General features: G+C 70.5%; 12 protein-coding genes. 6 read left to right on the top strand and 6 right to left on the bottom strand.

Features of this window, described 5'->3' with window-relative positions; translation table 11 throughout:
* The first annotated feature begins 12 nt into the window (after nucleotides 1-12).
* The 3 genes from ACGFJ7_RS36705 (at nucleotide 13) to ACGFJ7_RS36695 (ending at nucleotide 8,875) form a co-directional block, all read left to right on the top strand.
* Complete coding sequence (locus ACGFJ7_RS36705; RefSeq protein WP_392646520.1) at nucleotides 13-2,190, top strand: MMPL family transporter; 2,178 nt, start codon at nucleotides 13-15, stop codon at nucleotides 2,188-2,190.
* 1,027 nt (nucleotides 2,191-3,217) lie between these two features.
* Nucleotides 3,218-8,005 (top strand): DUF4011 domain-containing protein, encoded by a 4,788-nt coding sequence (locus tag ACGFJ7_RS36700; RefSeq protein WP_392646518.1) that lies wholly within the window; start codon nucleotides 3,218-3,220, stop codon nucleotides 8,003-8,005.
* Nucleotides 8,006-8,077: 72 nt separating this feature from the next.
* On the top strand, nucleotides 8,078-8,875 hold the full coding sequence (locus tag ACGFJ7_RS36695; RefSeq protein WP_392646516.1) for an ATP-binding protein: 798 nt from the start codon (nucleotides 8,078-8,080) through the stop codon (nucleotides 8,873-8,875).
* An 8-nt stretch (nucleotides 8,876-8,883) separates the two neighbouring features.
* On the opposite strand, the gene ACGFJ7_RS36690 is transcribed toward ACGFJ7_RS36695, so the two are convergent.
* Nucleotides 8,884-10,296 (bottom strand): NAD(P)/FAD-dependent oxidoreductase, encoded by a 1,413-nt coding sequence (locus tag ACGFJ7_RS36690; protein ID WP_360261244.1) that lies wholly within the window; start codon nucleotides 10,294-10,296, stop codon nucleotides 8,884-8,886.
* 879 nt (nucleotides 10,297-11,175) lie between these two features.
* Here ACGFJ7_RS36690 and ACGFJ7_RS36685 point away from each other — a divergent pair.
* On the top strand, nucleotides 11,176-11,688 hold the full coding sequence (locus ACGFJ7_RS36685; protein WP_360261248.1) for a GrpB family protein: 513 nt from the start codon (nucleotides 11,176-11,178) through the stop codon (nucleotides 11,686-11,688).
* A gap of 84 nt (nucleotides 11,689-11,772) precedes the next feature.
* On the opposite strand, the gene ACGFJ7_RS36680 is transcribed toward ACGFJ7_RS36685, so the two are convergent.
* Nucleotides 11,773-12,411 carry a hypothetical protein gene (locus ACGFJ7_RS36680; protein ID WP_392646515.1) on the bottom strand — a complete coding sequence of 213 codons (639 nt, stop codon included), beginning with the start codon at nucleotides 12,409-12,411 and terminating at the stop codon, nucleotides 11,773-11,775.
* A 218-nt stretch (nucleotides 12,412-12,629) separates the two neighbouring features.
* Here ACGFJ7_RS36680 and ACGFJ7_RS36675 point away from each other — a divergent pair, with 218 nt between their 5' ends.
* The gene (locus tag ACGFJ7_RS36675; RefSeq protein ID WP_392646513.1) at nucleotides 12,630-13,730 is read left to right on the top strand and encodes a DUF3500 domain-containing protein; all 1,101 of its coding nucleotides are present in this window, start codon (nucleotides 12,630-12,632) and stop codon (nucleotides 13,728-13,730) included.
* A gap of 237 nt (nucleotides 13,731-13,967) precedes the next feature.
* Here the strand turns inward: ACGFJ7_RS36675 and ACGFJ7_RS36670 are convergent, their stop codons facing one another.
* Together ACGFJ7_RS36670 and ACGFJ7_RS36665 are read right to left on the bottom strand one after the other, a co-directional pair.
* A complete protein-coding gene (locus ACGFJ7_RS36670) occupies nucleotides 13,968-14,168 on the bottom strand; it encodes a VOC family protein (protein WP_392646567.1) in 201 nt (66 codons plus the stop codon).
* Between the two features lie 45 nt (nucleotides 14,169-14,213).
* A complete protein-coding gene (locus ACGFJ7_RS36665; RefSeq protein ID WP_392646511.1) occupies nucleotides 14,214-14,873 on the bottom strand; it encodes a Bax inhibitor-1 family protein in 660 nt (219 codons plus the stop codon).
* 215 nt (nucleotides 14,874-15,088) lie between these two features.
* Between ACGFJ7_RS36665 and ACGFJ7_RS36660 the strand changes: the two genes are divergently transcribed.
* The gene (locus ACGFJ7_RS36660; RefSeq protein ID WP_392646509.1) at nucleotides 15,089-20,410 is read left to right on the top strand and encodes a GH92 family glycosyl hydrolase; all 5,322 of its coding nucleotides are present in this window, start codon (nucleotides 15,089-15,091) and stop codon (nucleotides 20,408-20,410) included.
* A 47-nt stretch (nucleotides 20,411-20,457) separates the two neighbouring features.
* Here the strand turns inward: ACGFJ7_RS36660 and ACGFJ7_RS36655 are convergent, their stop codons facing one another.
* On the bottom strand, nucleotides 20,458-21,408 hold the full coding sequence (locus ACGFJ7_RS36655) for a hypothetical protein (RefSeq protein WP_392646507.1): 951 nt from the start codon (nucleotides 21,406-21,408) through the stop codon (nucleotides 20,458-20,460).
* 69 nt (nucleotides 21,409-21,477) lie between these two features.
* A complete protein-coding gene (locus ACGFJ7_RS36650; protein WP_360261260.1) occupies nucleotides 21,478-21,906 on the bottom strand; it encodes a hypothetical protein in 429 nt (142 codons plus the stop codon).
* Between the last annotated feature and the right edge of the window lie 163 nt (nucleotides 21,907-22,069).

The raw sequence follows: 22,069 nt of genomic DNA, 5'->3' as shown, positions 1-22,069 counted from the left end.
GGGACATCGCTAATGGCAACGTTGCTGCATCGCCTGGGACTGGCCTCGGTACGACACAAGGCCATAGTCATGGTCGTCTGGCTGGTGGCGCTGATCGCCCTCGGCGTGGGCGCGGCGACCCTGTCCGGCCAGACCGTGAACACGTTCGAGATCCCGGGCCAGGAGTCGACCGTCGCGCTCAAGCTGCTGCGCGAGCGCTTCGGTGCCGGCTCGGCCGGCGCGTCCGCGCAGGTGGTCTTCGAGGCGCCCAGCGGCAGCAAGATCACCGACCAGGCGAACGCGGCCAAGGTCGCCGCCGCCGTCGAGAAGCTGGGCAAGCTCCCGGGCGTCCTGTCGGCCAGCAACCCGCTCAACCCGCAGGCGCCGACCGTCTCGCGGGACCAGAGCACGGCGTACAGCACGGTCAGTTACGGCGTCCAGAACTCGGAGATCACCCCCGAGGAGCGGGAGGCGCTGACCGCGGCGGTCGGCGAGGCGCGCTCGGGCGGGCTCACCGTCGAGGCTCGCGGCGACGCGACACAGGAGTCCGGGGCCGACATCGGCGGCACCGGCGAGATCCTCGGTGTCGTCGTCGCGCTGGTGGTGCTCGCGGTGACGTACGGCTCCCTGGTCCTGGCCGGTATGAACCTGCTGACCGCACTGGTCGGCGTGGCCATCGGCGCGCTCGGCATCACCACCCTGACCGGCTTCGTCGACCTGCAGTCGACCACCCCGATCCTCGCCGTCATGCTCGGCCTGGCCGTCGGCATCGACTACGCCCTGTTCATCGTCACCCGGCACCGGCAGGAACTCAGGCGCGGGCTGCCACCGGCCGAGGCGGCCGCGCTGGCCGTCGGCACGGCCGGATCCGCCGTGGTCACCGCCGGCCTGACCGTGGTCATCGCGCTGGCCGGCCTCTCGGTGGCCGGCATCCCGTTCCTCACCGAGATGGGCCTGGCCGCCGCGGCCACCATCGTGGTCGCCGTGCTGGTCGCGATCACCCTGCTCCCGGCGTTCCTGGGCGCGCTCGGCATGCGGGCGCTGCCGAAGAAGGTCCGCGCCAACCCGGCCGGGGCGCCGGTCCGCGACCGCGGCTTCTTCCGCGGCTGGGCCGCCCTGGTCACCGGTCAGCGGGTGATCAGCCTGGTCCTCGCGGTGGCGGCGCTGGCCGTCATCGCCATCCCGTTCTTCTCACTGCGCACCACGCTCATCCAGAAGTCCCCCGACGGCAGCAGCGCGGCCAAGGCCGACGCCATCATCGCCGAGCGATTCGGGCCCGGCTTCGCCGGCCCGCTGCTGGTCCTGGTCGACGGTTCCGGTTCTTCGGCGTACGCGGCCACGGTCCAGCAGAAGGTGCAGACGCTCCCCGGCGTCGCGGTGGTGGCCCCGCCCCAGCCCAACCAGGCCCGCAACGCCGCCCTGATCACGATCATCCCGACCTCCGGCCCCGAGGACACCGGCACGATCGACCTGGTCCACGCGATCCGCGACGACGTGGCCGACGGCCCCGACGCCAAGGTCTACGTCACCGGCCAGACGGCGGTCAGCATCGACGTGTCGCAGAAACTCGACCAGGCGCTGCCGCGCTACCTGATCCTGGTCGTCGGCCTGGCCTTCATCCTGCTGGTGCTGGTCTTCCGCTCCCTGCTGGTCCCGGTCGTCGGCGTGCTCGGCTTCCTGCTGACCATCGGCTCGGCCCTGGGCGCGACGGTCGCCGTCTTCCAGTGGGGCTGGCTGTCCGGCCTGGTGAACGCCCAGACCACGGGACCCCTGCTGAGCCTGGCCCCGATCATCATCGTCGGCATCCTGTTCGGCCTGGCCATGGACTACCAGGTCTTCCTGGTCTCCCGCATGCACGAGGCACACGCCCACGGTGCCTCCCCCCGCGACGCGGTGGTGACCGGCTTCAAACAGGCGGCCCCGGTGGTGGTGGCAGCGGCCACGATCATGTTCTCGGTCTTCGCCGGCTTCGTCCCCGAGGGCAACGACACGATCAAGCCCATCGCGTTCGCCCTGGCCATCGGCATCCTGTTCGACGCCATCGTGGTCCGCATGATCCTGGTACCGGCCGCCATCGCCCTGCTGGGCCGCTCCGCCTGGTGGCTCCCACGCTGGCTGACCTGGCTCCCGGCCGTCGACGTCGAGGGCGCGGCCCTGGAGCGCGAGGCCCCCACGAAGCGCACCGAAGAGCAGGCCCTGAGCACCTCCTGACCCCTCGGCCCCAGCGGCCCCTCAGCCCCCACCCGAGCCGGCGCCCGAAGTCCTAGGCGCCGGCTCGGCTTGCGCCGGCTCGGTTGCGTCGGCTTCTGCGGCGCCGGCTCGGTTGGCGTCGGCTTCTGCGGCGCCGGCTCGGTTGGCGTCGGCTTCTGCGGCGCTGGCCCGGCTTGCGTCGGCTTCTGCGGCGCTGGCCCGGCTTGCGCCGGCTTCTGCGGCGCTGGCCCGGCTTGCGTCGGCTTCTGCGGCGCTGGCCCGGCTTGCGTCGGCTTCTGCGGCGCCGGCTCGGCTTCTGAGGCGCTGGATCGGCTTGCATCCACCTTCTCAGGCGACGGCTCGGCCCTTATGTGCCCGTGCGCTAAAAGGTGATTTAGCGGACATGGGGCATTAGATGCCTCGCGGTGGTGGTCCTTGCCGCTGGCAGCCCTCAACGAGCCTTCGGGGAGCTCTCGTGATCGCCCGAGCGGGCTGGCGAAAGGTGAGCGGGACGCCGAGGGGGTTGATCGCCTTGAGGTGTCCGGCGATGCCGATCCCTGCGCCGTCGCCCAGAGGCGGGTTGCCGCTGGCGATCGCGCTCCCGAGGTGGGCGGGTGGATTGCCCGCTGTCCGGAGTGAGTGGATCGAAGCGCCATGTCCGGAGGTGAGGGGTGGAAGCGCCACGTGCGGAGGTGAGGGGGTGGAGCACGCCAGGGCCGAGGTGAGTGGGTTGAGCACCAAGTCCGGAGGTGAGTGGGTGGATTGCCGGCCGTCCCGGGGATGAGTGGGCGGAGTGCCTGCGGTGGGGAGCTGGGTGCCGGCTTCGGGTGGCTGCCCGCGCGGGACAGAGGTGAGTGCCGGCTTCGGGTGGCTGTCCGTGCGGGGCGGGGGTGGGTCGGGGGAGGGGGTGGTTGCCTGCCGGGGCGGGACTGTTTGTGGGTGGGGTAGAGGGTCGGCGGCGGGGGAGTCATTGGCGATATCGTAAATATCCGGAAGTAAGCGGCGAAATGACCAGCGTGACAGCCGTTCGGTTGCTGGAATTGAGGGCATGTGGCCGGAAACTGAAGTTGAAGTCGTCGGGTTGCCCGGTGCCGAGGTCAGGAGTGCCCTCGAGACCTGGCGCTCGGGACTGGTCGACCTGACCGGGGCCAACCCGCTGCTCAACTTCGCCCGGATCGCGCAGAGCTCGGTGGAGATCACCGGGCCGTCGCCCAAGGCGATCGTCAAGGTTCTTCAGGAGGGCGGTGGGTACGCCTTCGAGAACGACGGGTCGGCGCACGTTCTGCGCACCGATCTGCCCGATGAAGTGCTCGGCGCCCTGCTGCACCGGTTCTACCGCCGGTCGCGGGCCGAGATGCAGGACCGCGGTGTCTCGCCTCTCTACCTCGGCATCGGGATGATGCACTGGTCGGACGACGACGGTTCGCCGTACGAAAGCCCGATTCTGCTCGTCCCCGTCGAGATCGATCCGACCGGGCCCAAGCTGGTCGCCCGGCCCGAGGATCCGATCGTCAACCCGGCCCTGGTGATCCGGATGGCCGACCTCGACATCGAGATCCCCGAGATCAACTCGCTGGCCGAGCTGGACGTGACCGTGTTGTGGGCCAAGGTCGACGTGGCCATCGGGGAGCGCCGCGGCTGGTACGCCGACGAGACCGTCGTGCTGGCCTGCCTCAGCGTGCACCGCGAGGCGATGTACTACGACCTCTACGAGAACGAGCCGCACATCGTCGAGCACCCGGTCGTCCGGGCGCTGGCCACCCACGACGCCGACCGGGCGTTCGCCTTCGAGCCGATCGCGCCCGAGAAGATCGACCAGGTCGCGCCGCCCGAGGACACGCCGCTGCTGCTCGACGCCGACGCCTCGCAGCGGGTGGCTGTCGCCGCCGCCCTGGCCGGGCGCAGCTTCGTGCTCGACGGGCCGCCCGGCACCGGCAAGTCGCAGACCATCGCCAACATCGTCGGCGGGCTGCTGCACGCCGGCAAACGGGTGCTGGTCGTCTCGGAGAAGGCGGCCGCCCTCGACACCGTGCAGCGCCGCCTCACCGAGGCCGGGCTCGGCAACTACCTGCTCGCCCTGCACAGCAACCTGGTCGGCCGGCGTGAGGTGGCCACCGCCCTGGCCGGTTCGCTCGAGACCGACCCGCCGGCGCTGGCGACCATGGACCCGATCGACCGGCGGGCGGTCCGGGAGCGGCGGGAGCGGCTCAGCGCGTACGCCGAAGCCCTCAACCGCGTTCGTCAGCCGCTCGGCCGGAGCCTGTTCGACGTGCTGGGCGTGTGCACCCGGCTGCTGGACGCGCCGGCCGCCCCGGTCGCCACGATCAACCCGCAGGATCTGACCGCCGAGTCGCTGTACCGGATCCGGGACGCCGTGGCCCGGCTCGGGCGGGTGAGCAGCGAGACCTACCTGTGGCGGGAGGCGACCGACCGCGAGCCGCTCGACGGGCGGCTGCGCCAGGCGCTGACCTCGCTGACCAAGCTGGCCGAGGCGGTGATCGCCAACTCGACCCTGGCCGACGCGTTCGACCTGCACGAGCCGGCCGGCGCGGCCAAGCTGGCCGCCCTGGCCGGGCACGCCGCCAAGCGGCCGCCCAAGGTGGAGGAGGAGTGGCTGACCATCGAGAGCCTGGCCCCGGTGCAGAAGGCGGCCACGGATCTCACGCATCACCTGGCCGCGCTGCGCTACGGCGGCATCCCGTGGGCCGAGCTGCCGTCGGCCGAGGACCTGACCGGCGTACCGGACCTCTCCGAACTGGTCCCCGAGGCCGTCGACCTGGGGCCGTTGAACGCCGCCCAGGCCGACCACCTGGCCAACAAGTTCGCCGAGGAGGCCGACCGTCTGGAGAGCCGGCACGAGAGCATGGACCGGGTCACCGCCCGGCTCGGCCTGCCCAACGTGGTCACCTTCCCCGACTCGGCCCGGGTCATCACCATCGCCGACCTGATCGGCCGCGAGCACAAGCCGGAGGCGGCCTGGTTCGAGCCGGGCGGGATGGCCAAGGCGCACGCCGCCGTCCGGGCCCTGCGGCTGGCCGTCGAGGCGGTCGCCGAGGCCGAGGCGCAGGCGCGCCGGCACTTCAACGAGGAGGTGCTGAACGAGCCGGTCACCGAGATCGCCGACCGGCTCACCCGGCACCGCGGCCCGCGCAAGCTGCTGCGGCCGTACCGGCGGGCCAAGGACGCGGCCGTCGAGGCCGCGCGGCCCGAGGTCAAGCCGGCCGAGGCGATCGCCAACGTGGAGGACGCGGCCGCCTGGAAGCAGGCCCTGGAGGACCTGGCCGACGCCGAGGCCGAGCACGCCGAGATCCTGGGCCGGCACTGGGACGGGCGCGACACCGACTTCGCGGCCATCCAGCACGCCCTGCACAACGCGGACGAGGTGATCCGCGAGGTGCCGGCCGACGCCCTGCCCGCGGTGACCGTGCACGTGTGCGCGCCGCGGCCGAACAGCGCCCTGCTGCGCATCGTCGGCGAGGCCCGCGACGAGTTCACCCGGTTCCGCACCACGCTGCGCCCGGCGCCGGCCCGCGCGCCCCGCCCCGAGCTGGGCGAGGGCCCGATCGCCGACGCGGTGACCTGGCTGCGCGCGCACATCGCCCCGCTGCACGCGGCGGCCGAGATGATCCGCGCCTACAGCGTGCCCACCGGCCGCGACCTGACCCTGACCGAGGCCCGCGAGATCGCCGCCCAGCGGCAGAAGGCCACCGACGCCGAGACGGCGATCTGGGCCGACGCCGCCGCCCACGCGGCCGTGCTGGGCTCGGTCTACCGGGGCACCAAGACCGACGACGAGGTGATGAACGAGATCGTCGCGTGGACCGCGCACGCCCGGCGGGTGCTCACCGGCGAGGACGCCCCGCTCAGCCCGGGGCAGGCGCACGCGCTGATGGAGGCCCACCCGACCGAGGGCCTGCCGGCCGCGGTGGCCGGCTGGGAGTCGGCTCGCGGCCAGGTGCTGGACGCGTTCGGCTCGGCCCGCCACCGTGAGCTGGTCGAGCGGCTGGGCGACTACGACAGCGCCCGCGACCTGCTGGTCGAGCTGCTGCACGACACCGAGGGGCAGCACGAGTGGTTCCGCCACGAGGACGCGCGCAGCGTGCTGGTCGAGCACGGGCTCGAGGGCGCCCTCGACTACTGCGCGGCCGAGGACATCAGTGTGGAGCACGTGTGGCCCGTACTGGAAAGGGCTCTGCTCCGCGGGTGGGCCGACGCGGTGATCCGCGACGACCCCGGCCTGCACCCGTCGTCGGCCGAGGAGCGCACCCATATCGTCGAGGTGTTCCGGCTGCTCGACAACGAGCTGACGGCGGCCGCGCTGGCCGACATCGTGTACGCCGTGGAGGCCCGCCGCCCGTCGTCGTCGGCCACCGGCGAGCCCGGCATCCTGCGGCGCGAGGGCAACAAGCAGAGCGGCCACCTCGCCGTACAGGAACTGCTGGCCCAGGCCCGGCACTCGGTCCAGGCGCTCAAACCGTGCCTGCTCATGTCGCCGCTCGCGGTCAGCCGCTACCTGCCGCCCGAGATGGAGTTCGACATGGTCATCCTGGACGAGGCGTCCCAGGTGACCACGGCCGACGCGATCAACTGCATCTACCGCGGCGACGCGCTCGTGGTCTCCGGCGACCACCAGCAGCTGCCGCCCACCTCGTACTACGACCGCGTCGAGGACGACGTGACCGACTTCCCGTCCATCCTCGAACTGGCCCGCGACACCTTCCCCATCCTGCATCTGACCTGGCACCACCGCAGCAGCCACGAGGCGCTGTTCGCCTTCGCCGACCTGGCCTACTACCACGGCCGGCTGGTCAGCCTGACCCGCGCGTACCCGCAGGAGCCGGACCACGGCGTGGAGATGTACCTGGTCGACGGCGTCTACCGGCGGCAGACCACCTCGGACAACCCGATCGAGGCGGACGCGGTCGCCGAGCGGGTGCTGCACCACTACACGACCCGTCCCGGCCAGACGTGCGGCGTGGTCACGCTCTCGGTGGCCCAGGCCGACGCGATCGACGACGCGGTGCGCCGGGCGGTGGCCGAACGGCCCGACCTGGAGCACTTCTTCACCGACGACGACCGGCTCACCGGCTTCTTCGTCAAGAGCCTGGAGGCCGTGCAGGGCGACGTCCGCGACGTGATCATCCTGTCCGTCGGCTACGGCTACGACGAGAACGACAAGATCAGCACGAACTTCGGCGCGCTCAACCGCCCGATGGGCTGGCGCCGCCTCAACGTGGCCATCACCCGCGCCTCCCGCCGCATCGAGGTGGTCTCCTCGATCCGCTCGGGCGACGTTCCCGACATGGGCAACGAGAGCGTGCGTCATCTCAAGGCCTATTTGGAGTACGCCGAGAGGTCCGCCGCCACACTCGGGCGCGACCTGGCCGATCGCGAGGACGCGTCGCCGTTCGAGGACGCGGTCTCCGCCGTGCTGCTGGAATGGGGTCATCGGGTACGCCGTCAGGTCGGCGCCGCCGGGCACTGGATCCCCCTGGCCGTGCTGCACCCGGGGGAGGAGAAGGACATCTTCGCGCTCGGCATCGAGTTCGACGGCCCGGAGTACGCGCGGGTGCCGTCGGCCCGCGAGCGGGACCGCCTGCGCGACGAGGAGCTGCGTGAGCTCGGCTGGCACGTGCACCGGGTGTGGTCGGTGGCCTGGTACCAGGATCCCGCGGCCGAGCAGGAGCGGCTGCGGGTCGCGATCCAGCGGGCCCTGGCCGACCCGGTCGGCGTGGACCAGCTGGCGGCGCCGGCGCCGTCGGCGTACCGCGCGATCTCGGGCGAGCTGCTGCCCCCACTTCACTCGGAAGAGGACCTGCCACTAACGAGTGAATAGCCGGTATTCGCGCATGGTGATCTCTTCGCCGGGTAGGCGTGCCCGTTCATGTACACCCCTCGTTGGCCTGTCATGCGCGCACGCCACCCCTTCGCCCGCCGCACGGTACGAGCAAGCCAGGTCACGGTCACGGCGGACGTCGACAACGTTGTCACCACCGTGACCGTTCGGGGCTCATGGGGACGCTCGCTCAGCCGGGACGCGTTCCTGGCCCTCAAGAAATCCCTCGGCGGTCACCCCGACGCGGTGATCATCGACCTGTGCGACCTCGACGACCCGCACGCGGCCAGCGCCCTCACCTGGATCACGGCCCGCCGGGTGGCCGACGCCATGGACCCGCCCGTGCACGTGGTCGCCTGCGTGCCGGCCACCAGCGTGCTCGCCGACCGCCTGGACCGGCTCGGCGCCGCGTACTACCTGCCCACCTACGCCGACCTGATCCAGGCCCGGGCCGCGGCCATCGCCGCCCGCCCGCACACCGACCAGCGGCGCCTCACCCTGCCGCCCGAACCGGACACCCCGGCGCTGGCCCGCAACCTGGTCACCGACGCCTGCGCGGCCTGGCGGCTGCCCTCCGGCGTGCTCTACCCGGCCCGGCTCGTGATGAGCGAACTCGCCGCCAACGCGGTCGAACACGCCCGTACCCCGATCGTGGTCGTCGTCCTGCGCCGCGACGAAGGCCTGCACCTGGTCGTCAACGACCGCGACCCGCGGCTGCCCACCCTGCTTCCCCCACCGAAAGAGCCGCCGGGCGACCTGTGGAACGCCCGCGGCCAGGGACTGCGGACGGTGCAGGCGGCCTCGGCGGCATGGGGAGCCCTGCCGACAGCAGAGGGGAAGATGGTCTGGGCTACCGTCTTCCCCTCGTAGCTTCCCGGCTATTTCTTGGCCGAGACCTTCTCCGGCTCGACCTGCGTCGTCGACAACTCGTCGGCCGGTGGCGCGTCGGCCAGGCGGGCCCGCTCGAACGGGTTGCCGTACTCGTACATGGCCTTTCTCGCGAAGGCCTGCTGCTCGGTGGCCACCCGCTCGGACCGGCCGCGGCCCAGGAAGCTGACCGCCCAGTGCAGCACCGTGGTGAAGCGGTTCTTGAAACCCACCAGGTAGAACACGTGGACCACGAGCCACATCACCCAGGCGAAGAAGCCGGACAACCGGATCTTGCTGCCGATGCTGGCGACCGCGGAGAACCGCGAGATCGTCGCCATGCTGCCCTTGTCGAAGTACTTGAACGGGTCACCGGCCGGCTTGCGCTTGAGCCGCCCCTTGATCGTCTGAGCCGCGTACTTGCCGCCCTGCATCGCGACCTGCGCGACACCCGGCAGCGGACGGCCGGTCGACGGATCGTTCAGGTTCATCATGTCGCCCAGCACGAAGATCTCCGGGTGACCCGGCACCGTCAGATCGGGGTTGACCATGATGCGCCCGGCCCGGTCGACCTCGGCCCCCGTCGAAGCGGCGATCTTGCGGGCCAGCGGGGGAGCGGCCACACCGGCCGCCCACACCTTGGTCATCGACGGGATGCGCTGGTGACCGCGCTCCGACTCGACCTCGATGCCGGTACGGTCGACGTTCACGACCTTGGTGTTCAGCTCGACCTCGACACCCATCTTGTGCAGCTGGGCCAGCGCCCGCGTCGACAGATGGTCGCCGAACGTGTTGAGCACCGCGCCCACGGCGTCGATCAGGATGATCCGGGCCCGGCGCGGGTCGATGTGCTTGTACTGCCCCGGCAGGTTCCGGTGGGCCAGTTCGGCGATCTGACCGGCCATCTCGACACCCGTCGGGCCGGCGCCGACGACGACGAAGGTGAGCCAGCGCTCCTTCGCCTCCTCGTCGGTCTGCAGATCGGCGATCTCGAAGGCGCCGAAAATCTTGGCCCGCAGCTCGAGCGCGTCGTCGATGCTCTTCATGCCCGGCGCGTTGTCCGAGAAGTGGTCGTTGCCGAAGTACGACTGCGAGGCGCCGGCGGCCACGATCAACGTGTCGTACTCGACCGTGTAGTCGATGCCCGGACCCCGTACAGAAATGACCTTGTTGTCGGTGTCGACGCTCTCGGCCCAGCCGAGCTTCACATCGACGTTGTCCTGACCGCGCAGCACCTCGCGGATCGGCGGGGCGATCTCCCCCTCGGACAGGACGCCGGTGGCCACTTGGTAAAGCAAAGGCTGGAACAAGTGGTACGCGGTGCCGTTGATGAGCGTGATGTCGACGTTGGCATTGCGCAGCGCCTTGATCGCGAAAAGACCCCCGAAGCCGGCGCCGATCACTGCCACCCGATGCCGCTGCATTGACACTCCCTCGGTGCTCGGTGACTCGTCTAGTAGAGCACCCTGAACAGGCTCAGTATGCCGTGAGAACCGACACTGTGGAGCGCCCGGCGCAAACTGCCCGCCGGACGCCGATCATCAGCTTGCCCAGCGCAGCGAGGGATTAACCCGGCCGCTCCAGTCGAAAATGGCCACGTTGTCCCACCCGTGCCCGGTATCGTTCAGGTTGGCGATCTCCCGGCCGTCGCCCTCGATCGCGTGTACCAGCGTCTCCGGCGGAGCACTGGCGTTCGGCCACCGGCGACCCGTTCCTGACCTCGGTCCGCTCACGCCCGCTTTTTTGATCGGGCAAGGTGCGAACTAGGCCACGTTGAGCTGGATGTTGCCGATCCGGGCGACGACGTCGAGTTGGCCGCCCAGGCCGGTGACATAGGCCCGGAGGGTGTCGAGACTGACGGCGTCGCCGTTCTCGATCTGGCTGATGCGGGGCCTGCGACAGGCCCGTCGCCTCGGCCAGCTGCACCTGGGTCACCCCGAGCTGCTGACGAATCTCGGCCAGCTGGGCCCCGCTCACCGAAGCGAGCATCTGCTCCCGCATCTGTTGACGGCGAGCCACCCGCTCATCGCTGTCCCACGCCGGTCGGTCGCGCGCGCCTTGGCCTTGACGTCACGCCAGTTGGTGGGCTTCGTCATGACTGCTCCTCTTGCTTCCGGGCTGCCAAGTGCTCGGTGAAACGGTCATCTGCCAGGGGAATCGCCATGTGATACCAAGCTTGCCATTGGCCTGACTGGTCACCAGCCACCAGGAACACAGCTTCGCGTGCGGGATATATGGCAACTCAGTCGTGCAGGAGTTCTTCGCGGGCAGCGGGGTCGGCGCGGGTGGGGCAGGGTGGGGGCATGACGGATGAGCGGATTCGGCTTGAGGCCTACGACCCGGTGTGGGGGGAGCGGTTCGAGCGGGAAGCGGCGGCTCTCAAGGAAGTGCTGGGGGAGCATGTCGAGGGCGGGGTGCACCACGTGGGGAGCACTGCTGTTCCGGGGATGACGGCCAAGCCGATCATCGACATCATGGTGGGGGTTCGGGACCTCGAGTCGAGCCGGGGCTGTATCGAGCTGGTGGCGGGGCTCGACTATCTCTACGCGCCCTATCGGACTGATGTCATGCACTGGTTCTGCAAGCCGGATCCGGCTCGGCGGACCCACCATCTGCATCTCGTTCCGGTGGGGTCCCGGCGGTTCGCCGACGTGCTGGCGTTTCGGGATCGGCTGCGGAGCCACCCGGAGGACGCTCGGCGCTATGCGGAGCTGAAGGTGGAGCTGGCGCAGCGGTACGCGGACGATCGGGAGGCGTACACCGCGGGCAAAGGGGCGCTGATCGCCGCCCTGTTGCGGGGAGGTGACGAGTCTTAACAAATGTGGCGGAGTTCCGTCATGGCGTTTCTTCGCCAGGGGCGGAAGAGCCCTCCGAGCTCCGCGGCAGCCAAGAATCGGCCCCTACCTAGGACCGGGGAACGACAGCATGCCGATCCGGCCGTCGGCCACCGCCAGCTTGGCCGGGACGCCGGCCGCCACCCGGGCCTGCTCGCCGGCCGCCACCCGGGCCTGCTCGCCGGCCGCCACCCGGGCGCCGATCCGCTGCGCGGCCATCGGCCGTTCCAGAGTGCGCCGGTCGTAGACGATCCGGAACCGTACGCCCTTGGCCAGCAACGCCAACTCGGCCGGATTGTCGTGGCAGGCGCCCAGATAGGGCGGCCAGTCGAAGCCGAAAACCTCCTCCTGGGCCCCGCGCAGCACCTGATCGAAGACCTGACTGACCTCGGCCGCGCCGACCACCGCCTCGACGCCCTGATCGGGGGGCTTGTCACCACGCTGGCGGCGCACCCGCTCGCCGAGCCCGAGACGGGCCTCCTGCAACTGCCACATCCGGTCGAGCAGCAACGAGTCGATGGCCAGGTCGGGTGGCGCCGGCGACACCCGGTCGCCGTCCACCGCGACGAGCCGCTGCTCGCGGAGCTTGTCCACCGCCGCCCGGACTTCAATCAAGCCCGCTTGGGTACGGTCGGCGAACGCGGCAACCGCGGCCGCGCGCCCGCTGAGCACCTCCACGTAGACCCGCTCTTCGAGCTCGCTCAACCCTTCTCGTCGAGAGCCCACCCATGATCTCGGCGAAGTGGACCAGATGCGGCGTCGCCAGGTGGGCGTCCAGGTTCGGCCGACTCCCAGTTCTCGTAGAAGAAGAGGCCGCCGGATCCTCCGTACCCTGGTGAAGGTCGTAGTTGACGTAGCCCGGCTCCTCAGCGCCTCCTTCTGTCGTGTGACGGGCGCCACAAAGGCGAGGATAGATTGAGGCCATGACTGACTCCCGCCGTTCCACTCGTCGCGAGGTCGCCGCGGCCATGACGTCGGCCGCGCTGTCGTGGCTGGACCTGCTCGACGCCACGCAGCGTCCGGCCGCGACCGGGACGGTGGACGGGGGCGAGCGGCTGCGCTGGTTCTACACGCCGACCGACCACGGCGGGCTCACCCTGCACGAGCAGCGGCCGGCGCAGCAGCGGGCGGCTATGAAGCTGGTCGCCTCGGGGCTGTCCCGGGCCGGTTACGTCACGGTGGCCACGATCATCGGCCTGGAGAACGTCCTCGACCACACCGAGGGCTTCACGGCCCGCTTCGACCGGGAACGCGGCCGCGACCCCGGCCTGTACTACCTGCGGGTCTTCGGTACTCCGTCCGGCGAGGGCACGTGGGGCTGGCGGTTCGGCGGCCATCACGTGTCACTGAACAACCTGGTCGCCGACGGCGAACTGGTCTCGGCCACGCCGTGCTTCATGGGCGCCGACCCGGCGACGTCACCGCTGCTCGGCGGCGCCGCCAACCGGCCGCTCGGCCGCGTCGAAGACCTGGCCCGGGAACTCGCGGTGTCGCTGGGGGACCGCGCCCTGCTGTCGGCGAAGGCCCCGTCCGACCTGGTGACCGGTAACCGCAGCACGATCGCCGAGGGCGACCGGGTGATTCCGCTGGCCGGCATCTGGCGTTCCGCCTTCGCCGACCCGGCCGAGTGGGCGAAGCTGCGCGCGGCCAGCGACGCCATCGACGACGCGGCCGGCTACGGGGACCGGGAACACGAGGCGCTGAAGTACACGGCACGGCCGAAGGGCGTCCCCGGCGCCGACCTGACGGCCGGGCAGCGCGACCTGCTCGATGCCCTGCTCGGAACCTACTTCGACCGTGTGCCGGTGCCCACGGCGTACACCGTCGACGATGCGCATTTCGCCTGGGCCGGCTCCACCGAGCCCGGGGCGCCCCACTACTACCGCGTGCAGGGTTCACGGCTGCTGATCGAATGGGACAACACGCAGCGCGGCGCCAACCACGCCCACTCCGTGTGGCGAGACCCGTCGAACGACTTCGGCCTCGACGTGCTGGCCGCCCACCGCTCCCGCCACCACTCATGACGGCCCCCTTCGAACCCGGCCCGCCGGCGTGGACCGGCCCACCCGTCGACGCCGAGATGCCGCCTGCCGGCCTCCTACCTCGACGTGCTGCGCATCCAGAACGGCGGCCGGCCCGGACACGGTGATGCTGGACTACGCCACCCCCGGCGAGCCCGCAGTCGCTTGAATCGGCGACGACCGCGTCCTCCCACCGCGTGGCCGACACCTTCGCCCAGTTTCGGGCCGCCTTCGACGAGGTCAGAGCGGGCGGTGCTCGACGAGGCCGACCAGGTTGTTCTCGGTGTCGCGGAGGAAAGCGTGGACCTCCTCGGTGCCGGGTGGGCCGAGGAGGGCGTCGTGGTGGGTGAAGATGACGTGGGGCTCGGACTCGATCGGGGTGCCGGCGGCGCGGAGGCGGTCGACGGTGGCGGTGACGTCGTCGACCAGGAAGTAGTGCAGGGCCGAGGGGGCGCCGCGGTCCAGCAGGAGGCGCTGGCCGCGGGGTCAGCGGCTGCCGCCCCGGAAGATGCGCAGGAAGAACAGGAAGACGTTGAGGATGTCCAGGAAGATGGCGGCGGCCATGAGCGGGGCGGCTTCGACGTTCGAGGAGCGGCGCAGGCGCTGGAAGTCGACCATGATGAAGCCGGCGAAGATGACCAGGCCGAGGATCGAGTAGATCAGCGAGCCGTACGGGATGTTGACGAAGATCAGCACGATGCCGAAGACGATCAGGGCGAGCAGGGCCCAGAAGCAGATGCGGGCCACGGCGCTCAGGTCCCGCCGGGTGGCGTAGCCGGCGGCGCCGAAGCCGGCCACGAACAGGGCCGTGGCGGCGCCCGCCTGCCAGACGGCCTGCGGGTCGGTGGTGGCGTAGTAGACGATCGTGGGGGCGACCGCCACGCCCATCAGCAGGCCGAACGCGGCCAGCAGGGCGACCGTGGCCGGCCGGGACCTCCGTACGCTGAACTGCATGGCGATCAGGGCGGCGAACGCGCCCAGCCAGGCCAGGAAGGCGGCCAGGCCGGACAGGTCGCGGCCCAGGTAGGCGCCGAGGGCGAACAGCGCGGTGGTCGCGGCGACGTAGCCCATCGTCTGGGCGAACAGGGTGCGGCCCCGGTCGCGGGCGGCGGCCACGGCCGGACGGTAGGCGTAGGTCTCATCCATGTCATCACTCTGTACCGGCGGGAACGTGCGGAAATCCTTCGCCGGGGATGAGGTACGCGTGGTGTTGGACCAGCGTCCAAGGCGGCCCACGCCGTCGAGGGGATGGCCACAGGGGCCAAGCCGGATTTGTTTCGGGCCGATTTCGAGAAGTTTTCTTGACAACGTTGTCAGGCGGAGGTGAAGCTGGCGATCTTCGATTACATAGTGGAGTAGGCATGAACCCTGTCCTGCCACGGCGGTGGGTTGCCGTCGCCGGTGCGCTTCTGCTACCGATAGGCCTGTTCGGCATCCCCACCGCGGCCAGCGCAGCCGTGAAACCCGGCAGTTTCGGCTCGTCGTTCGAGACCGGCGACCAGCAGCCGGCGGCCAGCACCGCCGAGCTCGACGCGGCCGGCGAACCGGTACAGGGCAACCTGACCGGCTCGATCCGCACCGGGCTCCCCGGCAGCCTTCTCGGCCAGGTCACCGCGGTGACCGCCAGCGGCGAGAACGCGCCGAACGAGACCGCGGTGAAGCTCAAGGACGGCGACACGTCGACCAAGTGGCTGGTCTTCAGCCCGACCGGCTGGGCCGCCTACCAGCTCGCGGCGCCGGTCACCGTCGTCAAGTACTCGCTGACCTCGGCCAACGACGCGCCCGGGCGCGACCCCAAGGACTTCGCGCTGCAGGGCTCGAACGACGGCTCGGCCTGGAAGGATCTGGACAAGCGGACCGGCCAGAGCTTCGGCGGGCGGTACGCGACGAACACGTACACCTTCACCAACACCACGCCGTACGTCTACTACCGGCTGAACGTCACCGCCAACTCCGGTGACTCGCTGGTGCAGCTGGCCGACTGGGACATCAGCGACGGCTCGAACGTGCTGCCGCCGTCCACCCCGATGGTCAGCGTCGTCGCCGACGGGCCGGTCCGCGGGGCCAACATGCTGCCGAAGGCCGGGTTCACCGGTGTCGCGTCGCTGCGGTACGCCGGCGGTTCCGAGGTGGACGGGCGCTCGTACGCCACCAACAAGCTCTTCGACGTCACCATCCCGGTCGGCCCGAAGTCGCGGCTGAGCTACAAGATCTTCCCCGAGCTCACCGGGGAGAACCTGCAGTACCCGTCGACCTTCGCGGCCCTCGACCTGCACTTCACCGACGGCAGCTACCTGAGCAAGCGCTCGCCGGTCGACCAGCACGGCAACGCGCTCACCGCGGCCGGGCAGGGCGCGGCCAAGGCGCTGTTCGCCGACGAGTGGAACGCGGTGCAGACCGACCTCGGCGCCGTCGCCAACGGCAAGACGATCGACCGGATCCTGCTCTCGTACGACAATCCGGGCGCGACCGCCGCGACGCGGTTCCAGGGCTGGATCGACGACGTCACCGTCACCGGTACGCCGGCGGCCATCGACGGCTCGGTCCTCACCAACTACGTCGACACGCGCCGCGGCACCAACGCGACCGGCGGCTTCTCGCGCGGCAACAACCTGCCGCTGTCGGCCGTGCCGAACGGCTTCAACTTCCTCACGCCGGTCACCAACGCCACGTCCGATTCCTGGGAGTACGACTACCAGCGCGCCAACAACGCGGCCAACCTCCCGCTGTTGCAGGGTCTCGCGATCTCGCACGAGCCGAGCCCGTGGATGGGTGACCGCAACCAGATGTCGATCATGCCGGTGCTCGCGGGTGGCAACACCACCGGGACGCCGAGCACCCGGGCCGTCCCGTTCAGCCACGACGACGAGATCGCCCGGCCCGACTTCTACAGCGTCAAGCTGCGCAACGGCCTGACCGCGCGGATGGCGCCCACCGACCACGCCGCGATCATGGACTTCACGTTCCCGGCCGGGCAGACCATCGGTGCCCTCGTCTTCCACAACGGGACCTTCACGTACGCCGCGGACGGCACCTTCACCGGCTGGGTGGACAACGGCAGCGGTCTGTCCGCCGGCCGGAGCCGGATGTTCGTGTACGGCGCCTTCGACCGCGCGCCGACCGGCACGGCGGCCGCGTCCGCCACCTTCGACCTGGCCGCGAACCCGCGGGTGACCGTGCGCTTCGCGACGTCGTTCCTCTCGGTCGACCAGGCCCACAAGAACCTCGACCTCGAGGCCACCGGCAAGAGCTTCGACGAGATCAGGGCCGCCGCCACCGCCGCGTGGCAGGACCGGCTGGACCGGATCTCGGTCAAGGGCGCCACCGAGACGCAGCTGGTCAGCCTCTACTCGAACCTGTACCGGCTGAACCTCTACCCGAACTCGCAGTCGGAGAACACCGGCACCGCGGCCGCGCCGCGCTGGCAGTACGCGAGCCCGGTGTCGGCGGCGACCGGCGCGTCGACCGCCACCACGACCGGCGCCAAGGTCGCCGACGGCCAGATCTACGTCAACAACGGGTTCTGGGACACCTACCGCACGGTCTGGCCGGCCTACACGCTGCTCTACCCGGACATCGCCGGGAAGATCGCCGACGGGTTCGTCCAGCAGTACCGCGACGGGGGCTGGGTCGCCCGGTGGTCGTCGCCCGGTTACGCCGACCTGATGACCGGCACCAGTGCGAACGTGGCGCTCGCCGAGGCGTACGTCAATTATGTGAAGCTCCCCGACCCCCTCGCCGCCTACGACTCGGCCGTGAAGGACGCGACAGTGGCCTCGGGCCGCGGCGCGGTCGGCCGCAAGGGCATCGAGACCTCGCTGTTCCTCGGCTACACGCCGACCACGACCGGCGAGTCGGTGTCCTGGGCCCTCGAGGGGTTCATCAACGACTACGGCATCGGCAACATGGCGTACGACCTCTCGCGTGACCCGGCCACGCCGAAGGCGCGACGGGCGCAGCTGGCCGAGGAGTCGACGTACTTCCTCAACCGGGCCCGCAACTACGTCAACATGTTCGACCCGAAGTCGAAGTTCTTCCAGGGCCGCACCGCCACCGGCACGTTCCTCGACAGCAACCCGCTCGACTGGGGCGGCGCCTACACCGAGACCAACGGCTGGAACTTCGCTTTCACCGCGCCGCAGGACGGTCAGGGACTGGCGAATCTGTACGGCGGCCGGGAGGCCCTGGAGAAGAAGCTCGACGAGTTCTTCGCCACGCCGGAGAAGGCCGACCACCCCGGCGGCTACGGCGGCATCATCCACGAGATCCTCGAGGCGCGCGCGGTCCGGATGGGCCAGCTCGGCATGAGCAACCAGCCCTCGCACCACATTCCCTACATGTACGACTACGTGGGCGCCCCGGCCAAGACGCAGTCCCTGGTCCGCGAGATCCTGCGCCGCCTCTACGTCGGCAGTGAGATCGGGCAGGGCTACCTGGGTGACGAGGACAACGGCGAGATGTCGTCGTGGTACATCCTCAGCTCGCTCGGCCTGTACCCGCTGCAGGTCGGCTCGTCGGGCTGGGCGTTCGGCTCGCCGCAGTTCACCCAGATGACCGTGCACCGCCCGGGCGGCGACCTCACGGTCAAGGCCACCAACAACAGCACCAAGAACGTGTACGTGCAGAGCGTGAAGGTCGACGGCCGCAAGTACACCTCGACCACGGTCGACTCGTCGATCTTCCGGACGGGCAGCACCATCGAGTTCGCGATGGGACCGAACCCGTCGTCGTGGGGCTCCGCGGCCAAGGACGCCCCGCCGTCGCTGACCGAGGGCACCGAGAAGCCGAAGCCGTTGCAGGACACCACCGGCCCCGGCCTCGGCACCACGAACGCGGCGCAGCTGTTCGACGACTCGTCGAGCACGCAGCTGACCTTCGACTCGGCCACGCCGACGGTCACCTGGGCCTACCGGGGTGGCAAGCAGACGCCGACCTACTACACGCTCACCTCGGGCGCGGTGGCCGGCGACCCCACGGACTGGAAACTCCAGGGGTCCAAGGACGGGGTCACGTGGACCACAGTGGACTCGCGCAAGGGTGAGGTCTTCGCGTGGCGTAACCAGACCCGGCCGTTCGCCATCGCCAAGCCGGGCAGCTTCTCGCAGTTCCGCTTGGTCGTCGGTAAATCAAGCGCCGCTTCGGTTTCACTCGCGGAGATCGAGCTGCTTGCGGGCGGCGACGTCGAGCTCGGCGGCGGAGCGGTCACCGTGGACGGCGTGTCCGCGGTGCCGGCCACCTCGGGCGCGGCGGTGTCGGTGCCGCTGGCCACGGTCACGGGCGGCACGGCGAGCGGATACAAGGCGACGATCGACTGGGGTGACGGCACGCCGGTCACCGCCGGCACGACGGCGCTCAGCTCGCGGGCGGTCTACAGCGTGAGCGGTTCCCACACGTACGCCGAGCCCGGTTACTACCAGGCCTCGGTCACCGTGACCGACGGCGTCAGCCAGGGCTCGGCCACGGTCGGGGTGGACGTGGCGTACGCGCCGGCGGGCGGGCTCGTCCGGGCGTTCGACAACGTCTGCATCGGCGAGGACGGGGTGCGGGCGGCCAACTGCGACGCCAAGAACTGGGCGTACTCGGCCACGGCGCTCGCCGCGGCCGGTGTCACGCCGGGCAAGCAGGCCACGGTGCCCGGAACCGCGCTGCACTTCACCCCGCCGGCCATCCCGGCCGGGCAGCCGGACAACGCGACCGGCAACGGCCGGACGATCACGCTCAACCTGCCCGCCGACGCCAAGAGCATCTCGTTCATCGGGGCCGGCACCCAGGGCAACCAGAGCACGACCGGCGTCGCCAGGTTCTCCGACGGCACCACGGCATCCCTTCCGATCCAGATGAGCGACTGGACGCTCGGGGGCAACCCCAACGGCACTCCGTCGTACGGGAATGTGATCGTGGCCAAGTCGGCGTACCGCCTGCTGGGCACGAGCCGGGACAACGCGCAGCCGTTCCTGTTCGCCACCGCGCCCTACCAGATCCCGGCCGGCAAGACGCTCGTCTCGGTGACCCTCCCGACGCAGTCCGGTGACCCCGGCTCGGCGGGACGGATCCACGTGTTCGCGGTGGCCGACGACGGCACGCCGCCGCCGGCGCTCGAGTTGACGGCACCGGCCGACCAGACGGTTACCGCCGGCCAGTCGCTGACGGCCCAGCTGGGCACGACGACCGGCACGAACGCCCGCGTCCAGTGGGGCGACGGCACGGCGCCGGCCGGCGCCACGGTCACCGGCGGGGTGATCAGCGGTGCGCACACGTACGCCCAGGCCGGCACCTACACGGTGCACGTGACCGCGTGGGACGCGCAGTCGAGCCGGACGGCCACCTTCACCGTGACGGTGACCGGCACGGCGTCGGCGGCGACGGCGACCACCCTCAAGGCGGCCGCCGAGTCCGCTCCGCCGGCCACGGCCCCGGAGGCGTCCCTGTCGGTCACGTCGGGCCCGCGCGGCACGGCGATCACGGTCGACGGTTCGGGCTTCGCCCCGAACGAGACGGTCACCGGCACCTTCGGTGACGGCCTCACCACCACGACCCTGCGGGCCAACGCCGACGGCATCGTCTCGGGCGAGACCGTCAGCGTCCCCGGAGCGGCCAAGCCCGGCGCCACCGGCGTCACCCTGACCGGCGCCGAGTCGGCGGCCACGGTGAAGCTGCCGTTCACGGTGACCGGAACGGACTGACGGTAATTCCTGAATGGGCCGGCCGTGATCACGGCCGGCCCATTTTTTTACGCCCCCTCGGCGAGCACCTTCGCCGCCTTTTCGGCGATCACGTCGAATCGTTTCTTCTCTTCGGTCAGCGTCGTCAGGTTCCGCTGAATGAGGACCTTTTCGTAGGCCACCTCGACGCCATGCCAGATGCTGATCAGATCGACCTTCTTTTTGCAGGCCACGTCGGCGACCGCCGTGTTCGTCTCCTCTCCGGCGGTCGGCTTCGGCCACACCTTGTCGATCGGCTCCCAGGGACTCTGATAATTGAATCCCCGATCTTTCATGCATTGGGACCAGGCTTGGTAGGCCCCCGTCACCCGGGAGTCGGCCTGTGCCTGATGGCTGGCGCTGTCGGCGATGCCGCGCACCGTGGGCGACTCCTGCGGATTCTCGTTGGCGCGCAGCCCGAGCGTGCGCGTCGCCTCGCCGCGGCAGCCGCCGACCGGCACCTTCCGGCCGTTGCGGACGAGGTCGGCCGGCGGGTGAGCGGGGTCGCCGATCCGGCCCTGCGGCCAGCCCGAGACCACTGTCATGTCGTCGCGGGAGACCGGTTCCGCTTCGGCGGCCGCGGGGGCGGCCGGCGCCTGCCCCGGCGGCACCTGGTAGCCCCAGCGCTGGGCCTCGGCCGGATCGGTCACGCCGTACAGGTGGCGGTAGCTCAGTACCGGCTCGATCGCCCGTAGCTGGACCGGGACGGTCACCGCGAACTGCTTCGCGCACCGCGCTATCAGGATCTGCGTCGCGTTCTCGATGGCCAGGCTCTGCGACGCGGTCGCGCGGTAGGCGTCGACCGGGAACGTGAGCCCGGCCGGGCCGTCGGTGGACGGGGTGAAGGTGGCGGGCGGCGGGCTGTCCACAGTGAACCGGCTGCGGTCGCCGGCCGGTGGCGCGGCATGGGAACCGCAGGCCGAGGCGCAGATGGTCAGGACGATTCCCGCCGCGACGAAGCGTGCGGCTCTCAACAACACAGTGACTCCCCCGTGAGGCGTGAAGCCGCCGGCGCCCGGCGCCGGGCGCCGGCGACTCCGGTCAAGCGGCTAGACGAGCGAGAACGACCGCTCGTTGTTGATGGTCACGCCCTGGTTGTGGCCGATCCAGGTGTTCGGCGGCAGGGTGTCGTAACGGCCCCACCAGCCCGCGTGCTCCCAGATCCGCAGCGAGTAGCTGAAGTCGCCGTTGAGCTCGGACCCGGCGGCGTTGCCGATGCCCTTGCCCTTGCCGTCACTGCTGGGCGTCGACGTCATGAAGACCACCCAGGGGTTCATCACGTCGTTCACCGAGTTGTCGGAGATGCCGACGTACGAGCCCTTGAGGCCGTCCCGATAGAAGAAGCAGGCGTCGCCGTTGCCGTTGTACGCGCCGTAGCAGTCGGCGTGCGCGTCGGTGGCGAGCGCCGGTGTCGACAAGCCGACGGCTCCCGCGGTGACCACCGCGGTGCCCACGAGCGCAGCAATGATTCTGCGCATTTTTCCTCCCCGTGTGTGCAATCGAACCTTCTGACCTTGCATGCGTTCCCTGAGGTGCATGGCTCCGGCCGGAACCCCGTCGATTACGACTTGGTTCTGGATGCTAGGCGTCTCATTTACATTCCGGCAAGGCCGCTCCCCGGAATGGCAGAAACCTGCAACG

Origin of the sequence: Actinoplanes sp. NPDC048988 (assembly GCF_043197815.1) — a bacterium.
In the GTDB taxonomy this organism is placed as follows: domain Bacteria; phylum Actinomycetota; class Actinomycetes; order Mycobacteriales; family Micromonosporaceae; genus Actinoplanes.
Note: the sequence above shows the minus strand (reverse complement) of the source record. Positions and strands in the feature narration are given on the sequence as shown.